General features: G+C 71.1%; 16 protein-coding genes. 3 read left to right on the forward strand and 13 right to left on the reverse strand.

The features are described 5' to 3' along the window. Positions 1 to 42: 42 nt before the first annotated feature. From CSIV_RS03900 to CSIV_RS03925, 6 genes are all read right to left on the reverse strand, one after another. Positions 43 to 1,620 carry a Rieske 2Fe-2S domain-containing protein gene (locus CSIV_RS03900; RefSeq protein WP_077050100.1) on the reverse strand — a complete coding sequence of 526 codons (1,578 nt, stop codon included), beginning with the start codon at positions 1,618 to 1,620 and terminating at the stop codon, positions 43 to 45. A gap of 89 nt (positions 1,621 to 1,709) precedes the next feature. Then, positions 1,710 to 4,658: a DEAD/DEAH box helicase gene (locus CSIV_RS03905; protein ID WP_077050101.1), complete on the reverse strand. Its 2,949-nt coding sequence runs from the start codon at positions 4,656 to 4,658 to the stop codon at positions 1,710 to 1,712. Positions 4,659 to 4,830: 172 nt separating this feature from the next. Next, positions 4,831 to 5,241: a transcription antitermination factor NusB gene (nusB, locus tag CSIV_RS03910; protein ID WP_077050102.1), complete on the reverse strand. Its 411-nt coding sequence runs from the start codon at positions 5,239 to 5,241 to the stop codon at positions 4,831 to 4,833. Positions 5,242 to 5,243: 2 nt separating this feature from the next. Further along, a complete protein-coding gene (gene efp / locus CSIV_RS03915; protein WP_076490500.1) occupies positions 5,244 to 5,804 on the reverse strand; it encodes an elongation factor P in 561 nt (186 codons plus the stop codon). Between the two features lie 81 nt (positions 5,805 to 5,885). Next, positions 5,886 to 6,344 carry a type II 3-dehydroquinate dehydratase gene (locus CSIV_RS03920; RefSeq protein ID WP_077050103.1) on the reverse strand — a complete coding sequence of 153 codons (459 nt, stop codon included), beginning with the start codon at positions 6,342 to 6,344 and terminating at the stop codon, positions 5,886 to 5,888. Positions 6,345 to 6,357: 13 nt separating this feature from the next. Next, positions 6,358 to 8,184, reverse strand: coding sequence for a sugar phosphate isomerase/epimerase and 4-hydroxyphenylpyruvate domain-containing protein (locus CSIV_RS03925; RefSeq protein ID WP_077050104.1), 1,827 nt, complete (start codon positions 8,182 to 8,184; stop codon positions 6,358 to 6,360). 50 nt (positions 8,185 to 8,234) lie between these two features. Between CSIV_RS03925 and CSIV_RS03930 the strand changes: the two genes are divergently transcribed. From CSIV_RS03930 to CSIV_RS03940, 3 genes are all read left to right on the forward strand, one after another. Continuing rightward, positions 8,235 to 8,867: a TetR/AcrR family transcriptional regulator gene (locus tag CSIV_RS03930; RefSeq protein WP_077050105.1), complete on the forward strand. Its 633-nt coding sequence runs from the start codon at positions 8,235 to 8,237 to the stop codon at positions 8,865 to 8,867. Positions 8,868 to 8,986: 119 nt separating this feature from the next. Beyond that, the gene (locus CSIV_RS03935; protein ID WP_077050106.1) at positions 8,987 to 9,868 is read left to right on the forward strand and encodes a shikimate dehydrogenase; all 882 of its coding nucleotides are present in this window, start codon (positions 8,987 to 8,989) and stop codon (positions 9,866 to 9,868) included. 13 nt (positions 9,869 to 9,881) lie between these two features. Next, positions 9,882 to 11,201: an MFS transporter gene (locus CSIV_RS03940; protein WP_077050107.1), complete on the forward strand. Its 1,320-nt coding sequence runs from the start codon at positions 9,882 to 9,884 to the stop codon at positions 11,199 to 11,201. A 62-nt stretch (positions 11,202 to 11,263) separates the two neighbouring features. On the opposite strand, the gene aroB is transcribed toward CSIV_RS03940, so the two are convergent. From aroB to alaS, 7 genes are read right to left on the reverse strand one after another with little or no spacing between them, the layout of a single operon-like run. Next, positions 11,264 to 12,340: a 3-dehydroquinate synthase gene (gene aroB / locus CSIV_RS03945; RefSeq protein ID WP_077050108.1), complete on the reverse strand. Its 1,077-nt coding sequence runs from the start codon at positions 12,338 to 12,340 to the stop codon at positions 11,264 to 11,266. Beyond that, on the reverse strand, positions 12,337 to 12,873 hold the full coding sequence (locus CSIV_RS03950; protein ID WP_077050109.1) for a shikimate kinase: 537 nt from the start codon (positions 12,871 to 12,873) through the stop codon (positions 12,337 to 12,339). The genes aroB and CSIV_RS03950 overlap by 4 nt, the downstream gene beginning before the upstream one ends. Beyond that, on the reverse strand, positions 12,860 to 14,086 hold the full coding sequence (aroC, locus tag CSIV_RS03955) for a chorismate synthase (RefSeq protein ID WP_077050110.1): 1,227 nt from the start codon (positions 14,084 to 14,086) through the stop codon (positions 12,860 to 12,862). Before aroC ends, CSIV_RS03950 begins: the two co-directional genes overlap by 14 nt. A gap of 4 nt (positions 14,087 to 14,090) precedes the next feature. Beyond that, the gene (locus CSIV_RS03960; RefSeq protein WP_077050111.1) at positions 14,091 to 14,927 is read right to left on the reverse strand and encodes a shikimate dehydrogenase family protein; all 837 of its coding nucleotides are present in this window, start codon (positions 14,925 to 14,927) and stop codon (positions 14,091 to 14,093) included. Beyond that, the gene (mltG, locus tag CSIV_RS03965; RefSeq protein ID WP_083734974.1) at positions 14,921 to 16,552 is read right to left on the reverse strand and encodes an endolytic transglycosylase MltG; all 1,632 of its coding nucleotides are present in this window, start codon (positions 16,550 to 16,552) and stop codon (positions 14,921 to 14,923) included. Before mltG ends, CSIV_RS03960 begins: the two co-directional genes overlap by 7 nt. A gap of 1 nt (position 16,553) precedes the next feature. Beyond that, complete coding sequence (gene ruvX / locus CSIV_RS03970; RefSeq protein ID WP_077050112.1) at positions 16,554 to 17,027, reverse strand: Holliday junction resolvase RuvX; 474 nt, start codon at positions 17,025 to 17,027, stop codon at positions 16,554 to 16,556. Then, positions 17,024 to 19,693 (reverse strand): alanine--tRNA ligase, encoded by a 2,670-nt coding sequence (gene alaS / locus CSIV_RS03975; RefSeq protein WP_077050113.1) that lies wholly within the window; start codon positions 19,691 to 19,693, stop codon positions 17,024 to 17,026. Before alaS ends, ruvX begins: the two co-directional genes overlap by 4 nt. Between the last annotated feature and the right edge of the window lie 43 nt (positions 19,694 to 19,736).

The following is a 19,736-nucleotide window of genomic DNA, read 5'->3' on the forward strand; positions in this document are numbered from 1 at the left end:
ATCTCCTCCGCTCGCGTCTGCGTTGCCCGCGGGCCTGGGCGCTCAGCCCGCGGCGACCTCGGCGGCGGCGGCCGCGGCGCGCTCGCCGCTCGGCGTCGAACGGATCGGGTGACCCGTCGTCGTCAGGCAGCGGCCGGAGGCGAGGTCCCACTTCCAGTCGTGCAGCGAGCAGGTGAGGACGCCATCCTCGATCTTGCCGGTCTTGGTGAGGTCGGCACGCAGGTGCGGGCACCGGCGCTGGACGGTCCAGCCGTCGATCTCGGCATCCTCGGTCTGGTCGGACTGCTCGGCGTACCAGTTCTCGACGTACTCGATGCGGTCGCGCGACAGGCACTTCAGGAACGTCGTGAGGAACTCGTTGAACTTGCCCGAACGGCCCACCTCGAACTGCATCGACAGGAAGATCGAGTTCGACCAGTCGATCTCGTGATCGCGGATGTTCGTCGACACGAGGTCGGCGGGGATCGTGTACCAGTAGATGCACTCCTCGCCGGCGTACTCGCGGAGCTTCGCCTTCGGGAAGTCCACGACCATGTCGAGCTCGCCGATGCGGAACCGCACCACGCCGCCCACGCCGTTGCGGATCGTGCGGGCGCGCCGCAGCAGCGGCTCCCACCACTCCTTCAGCGCCGCGAGCATCTCGGCCGGCGGGATGATCTCGGCACGGGATGCCTCTTCCGCCTGAATCTCGGCCTGGCGGCTGTCGCGCTGCTCGGCGAGGTAGTCCCACTTGTCGCCGAAGATCCGGTCGATCTCGGCATCCGTGTACAGGGTCTGGGTCACGGTGACGTCGGATCCCCGCACCTCGACCTCGGTGCCGGGGAGGAACAGGTACCCGTTCTGCTCGGGCCGCTGCTCCTTCATATGCGCGAGGAACTCGCGCTGGTCCGTGAAGATCGAGTCGTTGTCGAGGCCCGTGCCGTTGTAGCGGAACAGTGCCTCGCGCAGGAACATCGGCGGACCCGCCATGGGGAAGACGTGCGCGGCATCCACCTTCTCGATGTAGTACATCGCACGCTTGTTCTGCGCGTCGCGCTTGAGCTGCGCGAAGTTCTGCTTGGCGTCCTGGGGCAGGTCGTAGACCATGGGCCACCAGATCGCGCCGGAGACCTGGGTGAAGTACGCGTCGGGCTTGCCGAAGTCGAACAGCGTCTCCAGGTCGAGCGGGTGCGAGTCGTTCTGGTTCAGGATGCTGGCGGTGCCGTCGTCCAGCGACAAGGAGGAGTCCCCGATCGGGCCGTCGGAGGGCGCGCGGAGCGGGGTGACCATGAGCTTCAGGTCGCCGAACTGCAGCGGCACACCCGCTTCGGTGCGGACGAGGTTCGTGTAGCCGAGGGCGATGAGGTCCTGCTCGAGGTCATCGGTCGGGTACTCGGGGAGCAGGACCCGGATGTCCTTCGAGACGTAGCGCTGGAGCATCGCCGGGTCGAAGTGATCGCGGTGGCGGTGCGAGATGTAGAGGAAGTCGGCCCTGCCGAAGCGCTCCCAATCGAGCGCGCGGTTGTCGGGGAACGGGAACCACGAGCCGAAGAAGCTCGGACCGATCACGGGGTCGCAGAGGATGCTGCCGCCCGCGGTCTCGATGAACATTCCCGCGTGGCCAAGGCCAGTGATCTTCATATCGCTCCTGTCCGTGAGAACCCGTCGAGTCTACGCGGGGGTGACTGTGCACACGGTGGGCACAAGGTCCCGCGTCCCCCGCGCCCGCCTCAGCCGCCGAGGATCCTGCGGATGTCGTCGGCATCCAGCGCGTTCGCGAAGGCCGCGCCGTCGTCGAGCACCGCGCGCGAGAGGGCGGCTTTGCGCTGCTGCAGCTCGAGGACCTTCTCCTCGACGGTGCCCGCGGCGATGAGGCGGTAGACGAACACGCTGTTCGTCTGCCCGATGCGGTGCGTGCGGTCGATGGCCTGCGCCTCGGCGGCGGGGTTCCACCACGGGTCGAGGAGGAACACGTACTCGGCCTCCACGAGCGTCAGTCCGAACCCGCCCGCCTTGAGGCTGATGAGGAACACCGGGGCGTCTCCCCCGCGGAACCCCTCGACGACCTCGCCGCGCCGGGAGGTCGAGCCGTCGAGGTGCGCGTAGGCGAGGCCGGCGGCATCCAGGCGTTCGGCCGCGAGATCGAGGAACGAGGTGAACTGGCTGAAGACGAGCGCACGATGACCCTCGGATGCCACTTCGACCAGACGCTCGAGCAGGACGTCGAGCTTCGCCGAGCCGAGGTGCGCGTCGCGTTCGTCGATGAGGCCGGGGGCGAGCGCGAGCATGCGCAGCAGCGTGATCGACCGGAACACGATGAAGCGCTGCCGGTCGAGGTCGTCGAGGAGCCCCAGCACCTTCTGCCTCTCGCGCTGCAGCACACGGTCGTACAGCTCGCGATGCCCGGGGGCGAGGGGTACGGCGATCGTCTGCTCCTGCTTCGGCGGCAGGTCGGCGGCCACGACGTCTTTCGTGCGGCGCAGCAGGAACGGGCGGACGCGCGAACGCAGACGCGCGAGGCTGCCGCGCCGGTGCTCCTCGGCCGCGGCGGCCGACAGCTCGGTCGGGGCGTCGGACGGCAGCTGCTCGATCGCGCGGACGTACTCCTCGCGGAACCGTCGCGCCGAGGGATACAGTCCCGGTGCCGCGAGCGCCAGCAGCGCCCACAGATCGTCGAGGCCGTTCTCGATCGGGGTTCCGGTGACCGCGAAGACCGAGTCGGCGCGGAGCGCGGCGACGGCTCGGTGGATGCGCGTCGCGGGGTTCTTCACGAACTGCGCTTCGTCGAGCACGACCCCGGCCCACGCCGGAACGGCGAACTCCGCCTCGTCGGTGCGCACGACGCCGTACGGCGCGACGATGATGTCGGCGCCGTCGGCCAGCTGCGCGATCGTCCGCGTGCGCCGCACGGAGGTCGCCTCGACGGTGACGACGCGCAGGTCGGGCGCGAAGCGGGCCGCCTCGGCGCCCCACGTCGGCAGGACCGACGTCGGCGCGACGACGAGCCAGGGGCGACGCTCCCCGGTCTCCCGCGCGTGCGCGATGAGCGCGAGGATCTGCACCGTCTTCCCGAGACCCATGTCGTCGGCCAGGATGCCGCCGAGCCGGTGCGCGTGCAGCAGCGCGAGCCACGCGAGACCCTCGCGCTGGTACGGCCGGAGTTCGGCGCGGAACCCGGGTGGCGTCTCGACGGCGGGGACGGATGCCACGTCGCGCAGCGCTCGCGCGAGGTCGCGCCATTCGGTGGCGGCGCTCGACTCGTCGGCGAGGTCTTCGAAGTCGCTCCACAGGGCGAGGTGGCGGCGCGGGATGCGGGGTCCGGTCTCCCATTCGTCGAGCTCGGCGGCTTCCTCGAGCAGATCCCGAAGCCGCTGCAGCGACGGATGCGCGAGCGAGAACCACGCCCCGTCCGAGAGCTTGATGCGCGTGCGGCCGCGCGAGAGCGCCGAGAAGAGCGTGCCGAACGGGATGGTCCGCCCGTCGATCACGACGACGATGCCGAGGTCGAACCAATCGCGCTCGGGCGACGGCACCGCGGTGATCGTGAGCGACGGGTCGCCGCGCAGTTCACGGAACGCGGGGACGGTGCCGCGGGTGACCACGCGCACGTCGTCGAGGAGGTCGAGGGCGGGAAGCACGCGCGTCGCGAAGGCGGCGGCGTCGGCGTCGCGCAGCACCCCTCGCGCCCTGACCGGCAGATCGGCGCGCTCAGCCCATGCGGCCTCGACGCGCCTCGCGATCTCGGACTCGGCCCTCGGGTCGCGCTCGTCGTCCGCCGGCAGTCCGTACGCGGCGCGGATGCCGCCCGGATAGACCCAGTCGAGCGCATACTCGACGGACTCGTCGTCGAGGTACGACACCGTCGCCTCCAGCGTCGGTCGTGGCGGCGGAGGGGCGGGAACGCCCGGCCCCACGGCCAGCGGCCCCCGCCGCGCGAGCCTCGGGTACGCGTCCCGGAGGAACTCCCCCGCGTCCTCCGCCGGCACGATGACGGGTCCGTCGGCGAGCAGCGCCGGCAGCGGTGCCGGCAAGGATGCGGGGGCGAGGACCACCGGAATCGGGTCGCGGTCGACTTCGAACCAGAAGAGCCCCGCCGTGCCGAGGGGCCGAACGCGCGTGGCATCCACCGCTCGTCCGTCGATCTCGATCGCCGCCGACAGGCGCAGCGCGCCGCCCGCACCGGTGTCGACGGCCACCCTCGCCGACGCCTCGGACGCCAGCAGCACGTTCTGCTGCGGGTGCATGGAGACGAGAGGGATGCCGAGCCCCGCCGCCGCCCGCAGGTGCGGCCAGAGGAGTGGCGAGGCGATCGCGTCGAGGGCGACGGTGTCGCTCGCGGCGACGAACGGTCCGGTGGTGCGCATGGCCTGGGCGAGGGCGTGGAGTTCGGCGAACCACGCGGCGTGCGTCGGGTCGAAGCGGCCGGTGGATCGGCGGACCGCGTCCCAGGTGGCATCCGCCCGGATCCACGTGTCGCGCGCCCCGCGTACGAGCGGTCGGGCGACGAGCTGCAGCTCGTCCTGCCGCCGCGCGAGCATGCGGGGCGTGACCGGGTCGACGGACCGCGCCTCCCACCGGGACGGGTCGTACGCCTCGCGCTGGCGCAGCTCGATGCCGAGCGCCAGTGCGTCGAAGCCGGGGCGCTCGGCGTCGGGCAGGAGACCGCGCCAGTCGCTCATGCGGTGTCCGCTGCGGCATAAACGCGATCGGCGCGCAGAAACGCGCTGTCCTCGTGTTTATGCGCGGGAATCGCGTTTATGCGTGTTCCGGGCGCGCGCAACGCCGCCGCCCGCGAACGCGACGACGCGACCCGCGAGAAGAGCGGGCCGCGCCGGAACACGTCGATGAACGTCAGGACGAGCGGGCGATCCGGGCGAGGACGCCGTGCACGAACGAGCCGGAGTCGTCGGTGGAGAACTCCTTCGCGAGCTCGACCGCCTCGTCGATCGCGACGGCGGTGGGCACGTCGTCGTTGTAGAGGATCTCCCACGCGCCCATGCGCAGCAGGGCGCGGTCGACGGCGGGCATGCGCTGCAGCGACCAGTCCTTCGCGAACGTGGTGATCTGCTCGTCGATCGCGTCACGGTTGTCGATGACGCCGTCCACGATGTCGCGGGCGTACAGCCACGACGCCTGGCGGTCGGGCTCGGACGCCGCGCGCTTGGCTTCGACGGCGAGCATCACGGGCAGCTCTTCGCCGCGGACGTCGGCCTGGAACAGGATGTCGAGGGCGCGCTTGCGCGCCTTTGTGCGAGCGCTCAAGGTCAGCTGATGCGGCCGAGGTACTCGCCGGTGCGAGTGTCGACCTTGATCTTCGTGCCGGTCTCGAGGAACAGCGGAACCTGCATCTCGTAGCCGGTCTCGACGGTGGCGGGCTTGGTGCCGGCCGACGAGCGGTCGCCCTGCAGGCCCGGCTCGGTGTAGGTGACCTCGAGCACGACGGACGGCGGGAGCTCGATGTAGAGCGGGTTGCCGTTGTTCAGCGCGATCTGCACCTGCTGGTTCTCGAGCAGGAAGTTGGCGGCGTCGCCGACCGTGGCGGCGCCCACCGTGATCTGGTCGTAGTCGGCGACGTCCATGAAGACGAAGCCTTCGCCGTCGTTGTACAGGTACGTGAAGTCGCGGCGGTCGACGTTCTCGATGTCGATCTTGGCGCCGGCGTTGAACGTCTTGTCGACGACCTTGCCCGACATGACGTTCTTCATCTTCGTGCGGACGAACGCGCCGCCCTTGCCGGGCTTGACGTGCTGGAACTCCACGATGCTCCAGAGCTGACCGTCGATGTTCAGGACGACGCCGTTCTTGATGTCTGCGGTGGATGCCATGAGCTTCGATGTTCCGTTTCGTGAGTCGGTGGGGCGTCGCGTCGGCGCTCGCCCAGCGATCCAGTCTACGCGATGGGTCGCTCAGCCGTCGGCGCGGCCGCTGACGACGTCGACGAGGAGGTCGACGGCGCGCGCGTATCCGGGTACGCCCTCGCCGATCACGTGAACGGCGGCGACGTCTTCGATGTACGAGAAGTGCCGGAAGCTCTCGCGCTCGCGGATGTTCGAGATGTGCACTTCGGCCACGGGAAGAGCCACGGATGCCAGGGCGTCGCGCAGCGCGATCGAGGTGTGCGTGAGTCCCCCGGCGTTGATCACGACGCCGGCGCAGTCGAGGCGGGCGGCGTGGATCGCGTCGATGAGCACCCCCTCGTGGTTGCTCTGGATCGCGCGGACCTCGAGACCGTGGCGCTCGGCCGCCTCGGCTGTCACGCGCTCGACGTCGGCGAGGGTGTCGTGCCCGTAGATCTCGGGCTGGCGGGTGCCGAGCAGGTTGAGGTTGGGACCGTTGACAAGGAGGAGGCGGCGCGGCGTGCTCACCCGAGGCACGCTATCAGCGTCCCCGCTGCGCGGTCAGACGCACCGGTGCCGTGCCCGCCGCGAACCCGGCGTAGTCGCCGATGCGCTCGACGAACTCCAGGAACACCTCGCCGATGGTGCGCGTGTAGAAGTGCAGGTATTCCCCGGCGGCATCCCGGTCGTAGCCGAGGTGCAGGTCGCGCAGCTCGTCGACGAAATCCTCCGCGAGGTCGAATCGGGCGGCGATGTCGTCGTAGTAGTTGGCGGGCATCTCCAGCGGCCGGAACCCGCGCGTGCGCGCGGCGCGGGCGAGCGCACGGACGTCGGTGCACCGGAAGGCGGCGTGCTGGGGAAGGACGGTGGATCCGTCGCCTCCTCGCTCGGCCAGGATCGGGGGCGCGACGTTCAGCGGGATGCGGATCGCCCCGTTCGGCGCCGTGAGCACACGGCTCTCGACCAGTCCCTGGGGGCCGGGGACGTCGGTGCGGCTGTCGAGCGACAGGGCAAATCCGGCGGTGTAGAACAGCGTCGACTCCTCCACCACCTGCCACGGCTGCGTGAGGCTGATGTGGTCCACGGCGAGCACCGGACTCTCGCGCGGCGGCTCGCCGTGCTCGAACTCCCGCACCCACGCGGGGTCGCCCTCGTCCGCCGCCTGCGCCCAATAGATCTCGGTGCCGTCGGGGGCGACTGCGCCGTCCAGGCGCTCCTCGCTGGCGTAGGTGCGCCGGTAGGCGCGCGGTACCCGCAGGTCGTGCATGCGCAGGTCGACGGCTTCGGCGTCGTCCACCTCGAAACCGATCGCCGCGAGCCGGGGGGCCTGGCCGCGCGCGTGCTGTTCGTTGAGGATCACGCGCGCCTCCCCCGCGGTCCAGAGCGTCACGGGCTTCGTGCGGTGCCGCCCGCGCGGGGTGAATCCGAGCTGCGCCAGCAGCTCTTCGACGGAGGAGGTGTCCTCGGCGGTGATCTCGACGAAGTCGACATCGGAGGGTGCCGCCGAGTCGGGCAGCATCGCGATGTCGGGGCGGGACGCCGTGGCATCCGGCGCGTGCCGCGCGACCGCGTCCTCCAGCCACCGCAGCGACCGGCGGGCATGCAGCGCGGTGCGGCGGGGATCGGTCTGCCGGAACGTGTCGTTGAAGACCTCGAGCGACCACGGTCCGGTGTACCCGGCGGCGACGATGCGCGCGGTGAAGTCCACGAGGTCGAAACCGCCCTCACCGGGGAAGAGCCGGTGGTGCCGGCTCCACGACAGCACGTCCATCGAGAGCAGCGGCGCGTCGGCGAGCTGCACGAAGAAGATGCGGTCCCCCGGGATATCGGCGATCGCGGCGGGATCGTGCCCGCGCGAGAGCAGGTGGAACGAGTCGAGGCAGATCCCCACGGCGGGGTGATCGGCGAGCTCGACGATCCGCCACGCGCGGCGGTAGTCGTCGACGTAGCGTCCCCAGGCGAGGGCTTCGAAGGCGATCCGGATGCCATAGCCCTCCGCCAGCTCGCCGAGGCGCCGCAGCTGGCTCGCGGACACCGCGTCGTCGTCGACGGTCGCGGTGGCGACGTTGCTGCAGCACAGGACCAGGTCCATGCCGAGGCGCCGCATGAGGCGGAACTTCGCCGCCGCGCGCCGCAGCACGGCCGCGAAGGCCTCCTCGTCGACTCCCTCGACGTCGCGCATCGGCTGGTAGAGGTCGAGGCTGAGCCCGAGTCGCGCGGCGAGGGCTGCGATCTCCTCGGGGCTCTCGGGGGCGGCCAACAGATCCGGTTCGAAGATCTCGACGCCGTCGAATCCCGCGGCGGCGCAGGCGTGGAGCTTGTCGGCGAGAGTGCCGCTGACGCACACGGTCGCGATCGAGGTCTTCATGGGCGCCGAATGTACCATCCAGTACATAGCCCGTCCACTAGTCTGGGCCGATGCCCGAGGTTCGCCGCGACGCCGAGCGCACCCGCGCCGAGCTCCTCGCCGTCGCGACCGAGGTCTTCGCCGAAGACGGCTACTCCGGCGCCCGAGTCGACGAGATCGCCGCGCGCACCCGCACGACCAAGCGGATGATCTACTACTACTTCGGCGGCAAGGAAGGGCTGTATCGCGCCGTCCTCGAAGAGGCCTACCGCGGAATCCGCGAGGCCGAGCGCGGCATCGATGTCGATCACGCCGACCCCGTTCAGGCGGTGCGCGCGCTCGCCGAGGTCACGTTCGACCATCACGTGCAGCATGACGCGTTCATCCGTCTCGTCGCGATCGAGAACATCCACCGCGGCGAGTTCATCCGCCAGATCGACGGACTGCGCGAGGCCTCGAAGCCCGCGAAGGACGTGCTCGACGAGATCCTCCAGCGAGGTCGTGCCGCCGGGCTGTTCCGCGACGACGTCGAGGCGATCGACGTGCACCTGGTGATCAGTGCGTACTGCGTGTTCCAGGTCGCCAATCGGTACACGTTCGGGCACCTCTTCGACGTCGACATGGCCGAGGCCGGGCGTCGCGCCCACCTGCGGTCCGTCATCGGCGACGTCGTCGTCGGGTGGCTCACCTCCCCCGCCGCCTGAAGCCTCGGCATTCATGCACCTGTTGACAGGCGCTGTTCGTCGTGCTTTTCTGTGAACGTACCGGTTAGTACATTCGGCGGTTGCCGAGAACGACCGGGGTCCGGAAACGAAGGAGTACCGTGATCGACTCGCACCCCTACCTCGTGGGCCTCATCGGCGCGGGGGTCCTGCCCTCGCTGACCCCGCCGATGCACATGGCCGAGGCGCGGTCCCTCGGGCTGACCTACGTCTACCGGCCGCTGGACCTCCCCACCCTCGGCATCGACCCCGAGCGCATCGGCGACGTGCTCGCCTGGGCGGAGCGGCTGGGTTACGACGCCGTCAACGTCACGCACCCCTGCAAGCAGAGCGTGCTCGCCCACCTCGATCGCATCGATCCCGTGGCCGCCGCGCTCGGCGCGGTCAACACCGTGCTGTTCACCGCCGCCGGCCGCGTCGGCTACAACACCGACACGACCGGTTTCGCCGCCGCGTTCGCCGAGGGCCTGCCGGATGCCGCGACCGATCGGGTCGTGCAGCTCGGCGCCGGCGGGGCCGGCTCGGCCGTCGCGGACGCGCTGCTGCGCTCGGGTGCGGCCCACCTCACCGTCGTCGACCTCGACGCGCAGCGCGCGGGTGCCCTCGTCGGCGACCTCGCGGCCCGGCATCCCTCCGCCGTCGTCGCCGCCGCCGCGCCGGCCGATCTCGCCGCGGCCCTCGGCCGCGCGGACGGTCTCGTGCACTGCACCCCGATCGGCATGGCGGAGCACCCCGGACTCCCCCTGGATGCCGACCTCCTGCGACCCGACCTCTGGGTCGCCGACATCGTCTACCGGCCGCTCGACACCGAGCTGCTGATCGCGGCGCGCGAACGCGGCTGCCGCACCCTGAGCGGCGGACGCATGGCGGTACACCAGGCCGTCGACGCCTTCGCCCTCATCACGGGGACGCGACCCGACCCCGACCGCATGTCCGCGCACTTCCTCGACCTCGTCGCCGCCGGCGACGTCCTCGCCCGCTAAGGAGCATCCGTCCATGACCACCACCGCAACGACGCGGAAGACTCCCGTGAAGGCCGCAGCCGCGAGCTTCATGGGCAGCGCCGTGGAGTACTACGACTTCTTCCTGTTCGGCTCGGCGGCCGCGCTGATCTTCCCCACGGTGTTCTTCCCGTCGGGCGACCAGGCGGCCCTGGTGATGTCGTTCGCGACCTTCGGGTTCGCGTACGTCGCGCGCCCGGTCGGCGCCGTCATCCTCGGCCACTACGGCGACCGGATCGGTCGGCAGAAGGTGCTGATGTTCACCCTTCTGCTGATGGGTCTGTCGACGTTCATCATCGGATGCCTCCCCGGCTTCGCCCAGATCGGGTGGTTCGCGCCGGCGCTCCTCGTCGTCTGCCGCCTGATGCAGGGTCTCTCGGCGGCCGGTGAGCAGGCCGGGGCCTCCTCGCTCACCCTCGAGCACGCTCCCGAGAACCGTCGTTCGTTCTTCACCTCGTGGACGCTCACGGGCACGCAGGGCGGCCAGATCCTCGCCGCGCTCATCTTCATCCCCGTCGTGGCACTGCCGGACGAGATCAAGTTCAGCTGGGGCTGGCGCGTGCCGTTCTGGCTCAGCGCGCTGGTCGTGATCGTGGCGTTCTTCATCCGTCGGAGCCTCCACGAGACCCCCGAGTTCGAGCAGGCGAAGGCGACCGGTCAGATCGCCCGGATGCCGCTCGTCCCCCTGCTGCGCGACCACTGGCGCGACGTGATCCGCGTCATCTGCTGCGCGTTCATCGCCGCCGTCTCCACCGTGTTCGGCACGCTCGCCATCGCGTACGGCAAGGCGCAGGGACTCGACGCGAGCGTCACCCTGTGGCTCGTGGTCGTGGCCAACATCGTGGCCCTCGGCACCCAGCCCCTTTTCGGGCGCCTCGCCGACCGGATCGGACGCAAGCCCGTGTTCATCTACGGCGCCCTGTCGTCGGCGGTCTTCATGCCCTTCTACATCCTGTCGATGGGCAAGGGGAACGACCTGATCACCTTCGGTCTGGCGATCCTGACCTTCTCGTTCGGGTACGCCGCCGCGAACGCGGTCTGGCCCTCGTTCTACGGTGAGATGTTCAGCACCCGGGTGCGGTTCTCGGGGATGGCGATCGGCACGCAGCTCGGCTTCCTCATGGCCGGATTCGCGCCGAGCATCGTCGCGGCCCTCGGAGGCAGCGGCGAGAACGGCTGGATCGTCATCAGCGTCTTCACCGCCGTCATCGCGGTCATCGCGTCGGTGAGCGCCCTCACCGCCCGTGAGACGAAGGACGTCCCCACGGCGCGCCTGGGCCAGGCCGCCGAGGAACGCGTTCCCGTGACCGTCTGATCCCGCAACGCCGGAACGGCCCCGCCTCCCGAGGGAGGCGGGGCCGTTCCGGTGTTCGCGGGCTACGCCCCGACCTCCTGGTACGCCGCGAACAGCAGCGACTCGTCGGGGGCCTGCAGCACCGTCGGGCGGGCGAGGTCGTCGAGCACGATGAAGCGCAGCATGCTGCCGCGGGACTTCTTGTCGCGCTGCATCGTCGCCTTGAGCGTCTGGAACGCCCCGGCGCGGTAGGTCGTGGGCAGGCCGAGGGACTCCAGGACCGTCCGGTGGCGCTGGGCCACGTCGTCGGACAGGCGTCCCGCCAGGCGGGACAGCTCGGCGGCGAACACCATGCCGACCGAGATCGCGGCGCCGTGACGCCAGCGGTAGCGTTCGGCGTGCTCGATGGCGTGACCGAGGGTGTGACCGTAGTTCAGGACTTCGCGCAGGCCCGCTTCCCGCAGGTCCTCCCCGACGACGCGCGCCTTCATGTCGATCGCGAGTTCGATGCAGCGGCGGAACGCGTCGCCCCGCGGGTCGACGATCCCCGACGGGTCGGCCTCGATGAGGTCGAGGATCTCCGGATGCCAGATGAACCCGGCCTTCACGACCTCGGCGAACCCCGCGGTGGCCTCGTTCTTGGAGAGCGTCTCCAGCAGGTCGAGGTCGCAGACGACGGCCGCGGGCGGCCAGAACGCGCCCACGAGGTTCTTGCCCTCGGCGGTGTTGACGCCCGTCTTGCCGCCCACGGCCGCGTCGACCATCGCGAGGACGGTCGTCGGAACCTGCACGACCGCGACGCCGCGCAGCCACGTGGCGGCGACGAACCCGGCGAGGTCGGTGACGGCTCCGCCGCCGAAGCCGATGACGGCATCCGTCCGGGTGAAATCGGCCTGGCCCATGACCTGCCAGCAGAACGCGGCGACCTCGATGCGCTTGCCGGCCTCGGCATCCGGGATCTCGGCGAGCAGCACCTGCCGGTCGCCGACGAGCTGCGCGCGCAGCGCCTCGGCCTGCGCCGCGAGGGTCGGCGGGTGAACGATGAGCACCTTCTGCGCCGCCGCGGGCAGCTTCTCGCCGAGTGTTGCGAGCAGGCCGCGTCCGATCGTGATGTCGTAGCCCGGGTCGCCGGCGACGGTGATGGTCGTGGTGTCGGTCATGGGGTCTCCTGGGCCGGGACGGGGCGCGCCCAGGCCACGATGTCGTCGACCACGCGGGCCAGCGGGCCCGAGGACGTGTCGAAAGCGATGTTGGCGGCCGCTTCGTAGATCGGTCGCCGTTCTTCGTAGATGCGGAGCCAGCGCTCCGCCGGATCCTCGCCGCCCAGCAGGGGGCGCTCGTCTCCGTGGATCCGGGATGCCACGACGTGCGGCGCCACGGTCAGCAGCACCACGCGATGCTGGGTCAGGCGCTCGCGCGTGACCGTGTCGAGCACCGCTCCCCCACCGAGCGCGACGACACCGCCCCGCTCGAGCGCCTCGGCGACGGCATCTCGTTCCACCGCGCGGAAGTGCGCCTCGCCGTGGGCGAGGAAGAGATCGCGGATCGGGCCGTGGTCGCGCACGACGATCTTGTCGGTGTCGCTGAACGTCTCACCGAGGGCACGCGCGACACGCCGCCCGACGCTCGTCTTGCCCGCCCCCATCGGTCCGATGAGCACGAGCGCGCCGCGGCCCGCCTCAGCCGAGGTCATGCGCGAGCAACGCCGCGTCGGAGGCGTCGGTGGTGCGCAGCGTCTCGGGCAGGTGCGCGAGGTACGCCTCGAGGTTGCGGCGGGTCTCGGCGACGTTGTCGCCGCCGAACTTCTCCAGGACCACGTCGGCCAGCGTGACCGCGACCATCGCTTCGGCCACGACACCCGCGGCAGGGACCGCGCAGACGTCGGAGCGCTGGTGGTGCGCGGCGGCCGTGTCGCCCGTGGCGACGTCGACGGTCCGGAGCGCGTGCGGAATCGTGGCGATGGGCTTCATGCCCGCGCGCACCCGCAGCACGGTGCCGGTCGACATGCCGCCCTCGGTGCCGCCCGCGCGGTCGGAGGAACGGGTGATGCCGTCCCCGGTCGCGAACAGCTCGTCGTGCGCCTGCGAGCCGCGGCGGGTCGTGGTGAGGAAGCCGTCGCCGACCTCGACCCCCTTGATCGCCTGGATGCTCATCAGGGCCTGGGCGAGCTTGGCATCCAGTCGACGATCCCACTGCACGTGCGAGCCGAGCCCCGGCGGCAGGCCGTACGCGAGCACCTCGACGATGCCGCCGAGCGTGTCGCCGGCCTTCTTCGCGTCGTCGACCTCGGCGACCATCGCGGCGGAGGTCTCGGGGTCGAAGCAGCGCAGCGGATCGGCGTCGAGGAGGTCGACGTCGTCGGGCGTCGGCAGCGCCGCACCCTCGGGCACGCGCACCGGGCCGATGGAGAGCGTGTGGCTGACGAGTCGGATGCCGAGCTCGCCGAGGAACGCGCGCGCCACGGCGCCGAGCGCGACGCGGGCCGCGGTCTCGCGGGCGGACGCGCGCTCGAGGATCGGCCGCGCCTCGTCGAAGCCGTACTTCTGCATGCCGACGAGGTCGGCGTGACCCGGGCGGGGACGCGTGAGCGCCGCACCGCGACCGCGGGAACGATCGGACAGCTCGACCGGCTCGGGGCTCATGACCTCGACCCACTTCGGCCACTCGGTGTTGCCGATGCGCAGCGCGATGGGGCTGCCGATCGTGAAACCGTGCACGATGCCGGTCGAGAGCGTGAGCTCGTCCTCCTCGAACTTCATGCGCGAGCCGCGGCCATAGCCGAGCTTGCGCCGGGCGAGGTCCGCGCGGATCTGCGCGGGAGAGATCGGGACGCCGGCCGGCATCCCCTCCATGAGGGCGACCAGTTCGGGACCGTGGGATTCCCCGGCCGTGAGCACGCGAAGCATGCCCCTATCCTCCCACGAGCGCGACGCGCATCGCGGCGAGGACGGCGTCCTCCCGCTCGAGCGGGACCGCGGGGTCCCCGCCCACGAACACCCGCACCTGCAGCAGGGCCTGGTGCAGCAGCATCGGCAGGCCGTTGATCGCCGCGTTCCCCGCCGCGAGCCACTGCTCGGCGAGCGACGTCGGCCAGTTCCCGTACACGACGTCGACGAGCAGCCCGCCGTTCTCGGCGTAGGGACGGATGCCGGCACCGGCATCCACTCCCCCGGGCAGCGCCCCGATCGTCACGGCGACCGGGTCCGGCGTGCCGGGGGCGTCGAAAGCGGACGGGACGACCTCGACGCCCACCGATGTCCCGAGTGCGCGCAACGGCTCCACGGCCTCCGGGCGCCGGGCCACGACCTCGACGCGCGCGGCGCCGAGTTCCGCCAGCGACAGCACGGCCGAGGTCGCGGTCGCACCCGCGCCGAGGATCCGCGCGGCCCGGGGCCGGGTGACGCCGGCCTCCCGCAGCGCGCGCGCCAGTCCCCCGACGTCGGTGTTGAAGCCGCGTGGCCCGTCGTCGGTCAACAGGTAGGTGTTCACCGCGCCCGTGCGCAGCGCCGCGTCGTCGAGCGATGTCGCCGACGTCGCCGCGACGTTCTTCAGCGGCATCGTCAGCGACAGGCCCCGCCAGGTGGCATCCAGGTCCGCCAGCGCCGCGGCGAACCCCGCCTCGGTGACGCGCTGACGCCCGTACTCCCACGGCAGACCCAGCTCGCGGTACGCCGCCGCGTGCAGCGCCGGCGACCGCGAGTGGTCGATCGGATCTCCCCAGACGGCGAGCCGAGCCGGGGTCAGCATCCGCCGTCAGGGTTGGCGCGGCACCAATCCTGGAACTGCTGCACGGCCGTGAGCTGGTCGGCGTAGGTCGTCGAGAACACCGTCTCGCCGGTCTCCAGGTTCACGGTGGTGAAGTAGTACCACGTGCCGTCCACGGGATGCATGGCCGCGTCGATCGCGAGATCGCCGGGGTTGGAGATCGGCCCGATCGGCAGTCCGGGATGGACGTAGGTGTTCCACGGGTTGTCGCTCGTGAGCGCGTTCTCGGTCGACGACGAGCTGCCCGCGCCGATCTCGCCGACGCCGTACTGCGCCGTCGAGTCCATCTGCAGGAGGCCGTGGGTCTCGTCGTTGTCGGGCTGCAGGCGGTTCTCGATCACGCGCGAGACCTTGTAGAAGTCGTCGGAGTTGCGCGCTTCGCGTTCGATGATCGACGCGATGATGAGGATGCGCTCCCGGTCGGCCTCGGGAACCCCGGCCTGATCCAGGGACTGCACCGTGCGCTGCACCATCCTCTGGATGATCTCGGTCGCCGTGACCCCCTCATCGAAGTCGTAGGTCGCGGGGAAGATCCACCCTTCGAGCGTCGAGGCCGGCACGCCGTACTGCGACGGGTCGGCCGTCGCCGCCTCGAAGTCCTCCCGCGGCATGCCCAGCTGCTCGGACATCGCATCGAGCGACTGCTCGAGTGTCAGCCCCTCCCGGAGCTGCACGCTGAGGTTCAGACGGTTCGCGGGATCGCCCAGTGCCGCGAGCACGGCCGCGGACGACATCTGCTGCTGCAGCTTGTACACCCCCGGCTGGAACGTGAACGCCACGGCGTTCTTCACCATGTACGTGTAGAGCGAGTCCGACTGCTTCGTGATCCCGGCCTCGAACAGCTTGGGAGAGACGGACTCGCCGGTGTCGCCGGACGAGATCGTGACCCGCGCTTCGCCGGTGGCCATCCCCTCGGCGTAGTCCGTGGGTTCACCGGTGCCGAGGAACTCGCGGACGCGATCGCCGTAGGTGTTCCACACCACGACGCCGCCGCCGACGAGTCCCCCGAGGATGACGAGCACCACGGCCAGGGCGATCCATCCGCCCACGCGGCGACGTCGCTTCGGGGGGCGGGTGGCGCCGCGCACCTCGTCGGTGTGGGCGCGGCCGGAGAACAGGTCCTCGAGCGAACCGGATGCCGCGGGTCGCGGGGTCTCGGTCGCACCGACCGCCGCGCCGCCGGCGCCGACGAGGACCGGCTCGCGGTCCCGCGACGATTCGGGCTCGGGCTGCGGGGTCCGCCGCGGGCCCGCGGGACGCGAGTCCTCTCCGCGGGGTGCCTGTGTGACGCGGGGCTCGTCGAGCCGCTGCGGCTCCGCCGCCGACGGGGAGTCGCGCGCGGGCCGGGGCCCGGGTGTCGTGTCGGCGGAGGGCCGCGCGGCGGGGACGGCGGTCGTGTCGTCGGCCGCAGGGGCGGCGGGCGTCGGACCGGTCTGCGTCCGGCGGGCCTCGCGCGCGGCGCGGCGGGAGGCCGGCGCGGGGGCGTCGGGCGTCGATGCGCCGGCACCTCCTCCGTCGCGCGCGGCGGCGCCTGTCGTGCCCGTACGGGGGTCGGGCAGACGTCCGTACAGCTCCGCGAAAGGATCGGTCGGGTCGTTTTCGGGCATGTCAGGCGGGCTCCTGTCCCGGTGCTACGGCGGGTCCGGCCGGCTCACCGGACTGTCGCTCCACGTCGAGCGCCTGCTGCAGAAGCACTACAGCGGCGACCTGGTCCACAATGCTACGAGACTCCCGCTGGGAGCGCCCTGCCTGGCGGAGCACGCCGTGCGCCGAGACGGTGCTGAGTCGTTCGTCGACGAGCCGCACCGGGACGGCCAGAGCGGCGGCCAGCTCCCCCGCGAACCGACGGGCGTCCGTCGTCGACGGGGTGTCCTCGCCTCGGAGGTTCAGCGGCAACCCGACCAGTACTTCGAACGCCTCGTACTCCGCGGCGAGGGCGACGATACGACGCACGGGCTCCCCCTTGCGGGGCACTGTCTCGACGGGCACGGCGAGCAGTCCGTCGGGGTCCGATCGCGCGACGCCGACGCGCGCGCGTCCCACGTCGATGCCGAGCCGGATGCCGCGGCGGAACTCCGTCACGCCGTGATCGCCCGCACGTCCGCGACGATGCCCTCGAGCGCCTGCGGCAGGGCCGAGGCATCCGTGCCACCGCCCTGGGCGACGTCGGGACGACCGCCTCCGCCTCCGCCGAGCACACCGGCGGCGGCCTTGGCGAGGGCGCCGGCGGCGAGGCCGCGCTCGCGAGCCGCATCGTTGGTGACGACGACCACGGTGGCACGGCCGCCCGCGACGGTGCCGAGCGCGACGACGGCCGGGTCGGAGCCCAGGCGATCGCGCACCTGCAGCGCGAGCGTGCGCACGTCGTCGGCGGCGGCGCCCTCGCCGAGCGACTGCGCGACGACGCGGACGGTGCCCACCGACGTCGCGGACTCGACGAGCTGCGGCAGGCGGTCGGAGAGCGCCCGTGCCTCGAACCCGGCGATCTTCTTCTCGGCGGCCTTCAGGCTCGCGGCGAGTTCGGCGATACGGGTCGTCAGCTGCTCGCGCGGGGTCTTGAGCGATGACGTCAGCTGCGAGACGATGGCGCGCTCGGCGGCGAGGTCACGGAAGGCGTCGAGCCCGACGAGAGCCTCGACGCGGCGGTTGGAGGCCCCCACCGACGACTCGCCGACGAGGTTCACCAGCCCGATCTCGGCGCTGCGTGCCACGTGCGTGCCGCCGCAGAGCTCGCGCGACCACGGACCGCCGATGTCGACCATACGCACGGTGTCGCCGTACTTCTCGCCGAACAGCGCCATGGCGCCCGCGGCCTTCGCCTCGTCGAGCGAGAGGACCCGCGTGGTGACCTCGAGGTTGTCGCGCACCGCATTGTTGGCGATGTCCTCGATCTCGGTGCGGGTCTCGGGCGAGAGAGCGGCTCCCCAGCTGAAGTCGAAGCGCATGTAGCCGGCGCGGTTGAGCGAACCGGTCTGCGTCGCGGTCTTGCCGAGGGTGTCGCGGATGGCGGCGTGCACGAGGTGCGTCGCGGAGTGCGCCTGCTGCGCCGAGTGGCGGTTGAGAGCGTCGACCACCGTCGTCGCCGGCGCGTCGACCGACACCTCGCCGGTGGTGACCTCCACCGTGTGGCTGATGAGGCCCGGAACGGGACGCTGCACGTCGAGTACCTCGAGCTCGTAGCCGGGGCCCACGATGACGCCCTTGTCGGCGACCTGTCCGCCGGACTCGGCGTACAGCGCGGTCTCGGCGAGGACGACCTCGGCGATCTGCCCCTGCGACGCGCGGTCGGTGCTGCGGCCGTCGACCAGGATGCCGAGGACCTTCGACTCCGTCTGGAGGTCGGTGTATCCGGTGAAGACGGTCTCGCCGAGCGCCCGGAACTCGCGGTACACGCTCTGGTCGGCGAGCGCGCCCTTGCGGGAGCGCGCGTCGGCCTTCGCCCGAGTCCGCTGCTCCTGCATGAGGGTGTCGAACGCACCGCGGTCGACGGCGAGGCCCGCCTCTTCGGCGATCTCGAGCGTCAGGTCGATCGGGAAGCCGTACGTGTCGTGCAGCAGGAACGCCTCCGAGCCCGACAGGGTCGTGGCGCCGCCGCTCTTGGCATCCGCGACCGACTGGTCGAGGATCGCGGATCCCGCCGCCAGCGTCCGGAGGAACGTCTGCTCCTCGGCGATCGCGTAGGCGGACAGCCGCGCGTAGTCGGTCTCGACCTCGGGGTACGACCCCTTCATCGCGTCGCGCGACGCGGCGAACAGCTCGGGGAAAGTCGGGCCGTCGACGCCCAGCAGGCGCATCGAGCGGATGGCGCGGCGCATGATGCGGCGCAGGATGTAGCCCCGGCCCTCGTTCGACGGGGTCACGCCGTCGGCGAGCAGCATCAGCGACGACCGCACGTGGTCGGCGACGATGCGAAGGCGCACGTCGTCCTCGTGCGACTCGGCGCCGTACGACTTGCCCGCCAGCTTCGCTGCCAGGTCGAGCACCGGACGCACCTGGTCGGTCTCGTACATGTTGTCGACGCCCTGCTTGATGAACGCGATGCGCTCCAGGCCCATGCCGGTGTCGATGTTCTTCGCGGGCAGTTCGCCGACGATGTCGAAGTCGTACTTCGAGCGCACGTTCGTGATCTCGTACTGCATGAACACGAGGTTCCAGATCTCGACGTAGCGGTCGTCGTCGGTCGCCGGTCCCCCGTCGATGCCGTACGCGGGACCGCGGTCGAAGAAGATCTCCGAGCAGGGCCCCGCGGGGCCCGGGAGCCCGGTCGACCAGTAGTTCGTGTCCTTGCCCAAGCGCTGGATGCGCTCGTCGGGCAGGGTGCTGAGCTTCAGCCAGAGGTCGCGCGCCTCGTCGTCCTCTTCGTAGACCGTGACCCACAGGTCGTCGGGGTCGAAGCCGAGGCCGCCCTCGGCATCCGGGGTCGTCAGCAGCTCCCACGCGTAGCGGATCGCGTCTTCCTTGAAGTAGTCGCCGAACGACCAGTTGCCCAGCATCTGGAAGAAGGTGCCGTGACGGGGCGTCTTGCCGACCTCTTCGATGTCGTTCGTCCGGATGCACTTCTGCACGTCGGCCGCGCGCGGATAGGGCGGCGGAACGACCCCGCTCAGGTAGGGGATGAACGGCACCATGCCGGCGACCGTGAACAGCAGGGCCGGGTCGTCGGTGACGAGGGAGGCCGACGGCACGATGGTGTGGTTCTTCTTCTGGAAGTAGTCCAGGAAGCGCTGAGCGATCTCGGCGGTGTTCATGAGGGGTCTTTCCGTGGGCGTGCGGATCCACCCCGGGGGGGGG

The sequence above is a fragment of the Microbacterium sp. CSI-V genome, from assembly GCF_001984105.1.
Lineage (GTDB): Bacteria > Actinomycetota > Actinomycetes > Actinomycetales > Microbacteriaceae > Microbacterium.

Coding starts and splice junctions, on each gene's coding strand:
- CSIV_RS03930 (WP_077050105.1), top strand. CDS start 8,235: ATGCCCGAGGTTCGCCGCGACGCCGAGCGCACCCGCGCCGAGCTCCTC.
- CSIV_RS03900 (WP_077050100.1), bottom strand. CDS start 1,620: ATGAAGATCACTGGCCTTGGCCACGCGGGAATGTTCATCGAGACCGCG.
- CSIV_RS03940 (WP_077050107.1), top strand. CDS start 9,882: ATGACCACCACCGCAACGACGCGGAAGACTCCCGTGAAGGCCGCAGCC.
- CSIV_RS03925 (WP_077050104.1), bottom strand. CDS start 8,184: ATGAAGACCTCGATCGCGACCGTGTGCGTCAGCGGCACTCTCGCCGAC.
- aroB (WP_077050108.1), bottom strand. CDS start 12,340: ATGACCGACACCACGACCATCACCGTCGCCGGCGACCCGGGCTACGAC.
- efp (WP_076490500.1), bottom strand. CDS start 5,804: ATGGCATCCACCGCAGACATCAAGAACGGCGTCGTCCTGAACATCGAC.
- CSIV_RS03905 (WP_077050101.1), bottom strand. CDS start 4,658: ATGAGCGACTGGCGCGGTCTCCTGCCCGACGCCGAGCGCCCCGGCTTC.
- mltG (WP_083734974.1), bottom strand. CDS start 16,552: ATGCCCGAAAACGACCCGACCGATCCTTTCGCGGAGCTGTACGGACGT.
- CSIV_RS03960 (WP_077050111.1), bottom strand. CDS start 14,927: ATGCTGACCCCGGCTCGGCTCGCCGTCTGGGGAGATCCGATCGACCAC.
- CSIV_RS03950 (WP_077050109.1), bottom strand. CDS start 12,873: ATGACCTCGGCTGAGGCGGGCCGCGGCGCGCTCGTGCTCATCGGACCG.
- aroC (WP_077050110.1), bottom strand. CDS start 14,086: ATGCTTCGCGTGCTCACGGCCGGGGAATCCCACGGTCCCGAACTGGTC.
- alaS (WP_077050113.1), bottom strand. CDS start 19,693: ATGAACACCGCCGAGATCGCTCAGCGCTTCCTGGACTACTTCCAGAAG.